The 2,699-nt window shown below is 64.5% G+C and carries 2 protein-coding genes; both read right to left on the bottom strand.

Annotated elements, in window-relative coordinates; translation table 11 throughout:
• Nucleotides 1-901 (bottom strand): UvrD-helicase domain-containing protein (locus AC5LUJ_RS24280; protein WP_493465864.1); only part of this gene is annotated, 901 nt, incomplete at its 3' end.
• Nucleotides 902-924: 23 nt separating this feature from the next.
• Nucleotides 925-2,472 carry a DNA methyltransferase gene (locus AC5LUJ_RS24275; protein WP_250284291.1) on the bottom strand — a complete coding sequence of 516 codons (1,548 nt, stop codon included), beginning with the start codon at nucleotides 2,470-2,472 and terminating at the stop codon, nucleotides 925-927.
• Nucleotides 2,473-2,699 lie beyond the last annotated feature (227 nt).

Below are 2,699 nucleotides of genomic sequence, written 5' to 3'. Positions count from 1 at the left end.
CCAGCGACACCACCGCGGGGCTGGACCGGAAGTTGTCATCCAGGGTGACGCTGCGGACCCCGGGGTAACGGCGGGTGAAGGTCTGGATGTTCCTGACCGCGCTGCCGCGCCACTGGTAGATCGTCTGGTCGTCGTCGCCGACCACGCACAGGTTCGCCCCGAACCGGCACAGGCCCTGAATCATCCGTTCCTGGATGTGGTTGGTGTCCTGGTACTCGTCGACGACGACATAGCGCACCGCGTCCCGGACATGACGGACCAGCGGGCCGGCCATGGAGTCGCCCGGATCGGACTCGAGCATGTCGACCGTGGTGCGGAGCAGTTCGGTGTAGTCGAAATACCGGAGGCTGTGCAGCACCGTGCGGTACATCCCAAGCGCCTCGTCGAGGTCCTCGGGGATTTTTTCCTGGTCGATGTCGTCCTCACGCAGGATGCCGACCACCTGCATGAACAGTCCCGACTCCTTGTACCTCCACAGCGGTCTCGATGTCCCCTTGACCATGGCCTTCGCCGTGGTCAGCCCGCACTTGTTGCTGTTGCGGTCGACCAGCAGCCGGTTCTGGATCTCGTTCAGGACCGCGTACTTGAAGGTTTCGGGAACCCAGGTCTGTAACACCGACCGGGCGAAGCCGTGCATCGTGCCGATGTACATGTCGGCCAGGCCGTGGATCGGGCCGAGGTCGTGCTCGATCAGCTCGAGGGTCCGGTTCTTCAGCTCGGCGGCGGCCTTCTCGGTGAAGGTGAACGCCACCACGTTCTCCGGGCGGACGCCCGGCCGGCGCAGGATTTCGACGATCCGCTGGGAGATGACCTGCGTCTTGCCGGACCCGGCGCACGCGATGATGAGCAGCGGGTCGTCCAGGGTGCTGATCGCTGCCCGCTGCGCGGCCGTGTAGTCCATTGCCGGTCCCCCGTTCAGTCCCGTCACACTTCGTAGATTTTGAGGACTTCGTCGCCGTAGTGGTTGATGGCCTTGACCGCGATCCGGCCCGTGTCGGGTTTGGGGAACGGCCGGGAACGGGTCGTGTAGAGAGTCGCCCAGGCGGCCTCGTCGATATCGGCCTTCAGCGCCTTCTTCAGCCGGGCGTAGGGGTCGTTGCCAGCCCCGGAGAAGTAGCAGTGGCGGACGAAGAACGACTCCCCGTTGTACGCCGTGTCCACCATCCACAGCGCGATGCTGGACGGGTCGTGCGAGCGGATCTGGCCGGTGGTCGGGTCGTACACGTCGATGCCCCGGATGTCGATCACGAGCCCGTCGGGGGTGTGCCCGATGTCGATGTCCGGCTCGCCGAACACGGTGAACAGGTTCGCCGCGCCGGTTTTCTTCAGCAGTTCGTCGCCCATGGCCAGATCCGGGTTCATGCGGACCAGCAGGATCGGCAGCCGTCCGAGCTGGCGTTCGGCGGTGACGGAGGCGAAGTCCGCGCCGTTGGACGGGCGGAACTCCCCGACCACCTCGCCTGCCTGGGCGTCGAAGGCGAACCCGAGGACGAGCAGCAGGTCATGGCCCTGGCCGCGCAGCGCCTCCCGGGCGGCGTCCTTGATCAGCGCCGGGCTGACCGTGCCGTACTGCGGGCCGATCGCGACGGCGACGTGCTGCGGGGTGCCGGCGTCGGCGTCCCGGCGGGTGCCGACGGCCTGCACGTACCGGCCGGCGTGCGGCTCGAGGGTGTCGAAGACGAGCCGTTCCCGCCGCAGCCCGTTCTGGACGCCCGCGGCCCGCAGGTTCTCCAGGATCGTTGACTCGTACGAGGCGGCCTCCGAGGACTCCGCCGCCGCTCGCTCGGTGCGGGGCAGGTCCACCTCGAGGCCGAGGGCCCGATGCGGTGACAGGCTCTCCACCGTGAACCGGCCGGACACCCGGATCTTCCGCCTGTCCTCGTACGGACGGTCGTAGAGCAGCTCGGTCTCGGCATGCCGCCTGATCGCCGCGTCGATCTCGTCGCGGGTCATCCCCTCGACGATGTCCGGGTTGTTCGCAATCGACTTCAACGTGACGTGTGGGACCCGCTCGTAGACAAAACCCTTGCGGATGTCACCCTTCGTGCCGCCGGCGGGCCGGGGCGTCCCGGTGAGCTCGGCTTCCTTCGCCCGACCTTCCGGGGAATCCGCAAGCAGGTAGTAGGGCAGCTTCGCCCCCATCACCCGCTGCCGCGCCAACGCGATCGCCACCCGGGACGTATCAATAGTGATCCACCGCCGCCCCCGCTGCTCAGCGACCAGCGCGGTAGTCCCCGACCCACACGTCGGGTCAAGCACCAGATCCCCCGGATCGGTGGCCATGAGCATGCACCGCTCAACTACCTTGGGATTCGTTTGGACAATGTACGTCTTAGGGTCGGCAAATCCAGAAGTTACAGTATCTTCCCAGAAGTTTGTGTATGGATAAGCAGGAAAATCGTCAAAATAACGGATATATGTAAGCGTATTACCTACAGGCTCAAGTCGACCAGCCCATTTCAACCGCTCCATACCTTCGCGGTTAGTCTTCCATTCACCCGCCCGTGGAAGAAATTTCCTACCTGCGACTTCGACCGGATAATAGCCAGTTCTCGCCTCCCGAACCCTTGCACTCGTAAGATTGTCAACTCGAAATATTCTTCCTTTTTCCGACGTACTTCCCACAGATACCCGTCGGCCGTCGGGAAGTTCTACGCGAGTATATTGACCGCTTCCGCGTCCATTAACCTCTTTAGAAG

This window comes from Protofrankia sp. CiP1_Cm_nod3, from assembly GCF_982290655.1.
This window is presented reverse-complemented; position numbering and strand designations above follow the sequence as displayed.

Excerpts from the sequence above, each read along its gene's own strand:
- AC5LUJ_RS24275 (WP_250284291.1), bottom strand. The coding sequence starts at position 2,472 with ATGGAGCGGTTGAAATGGGCTGGTCGACTTGAGCCTGTAGGTAATACG.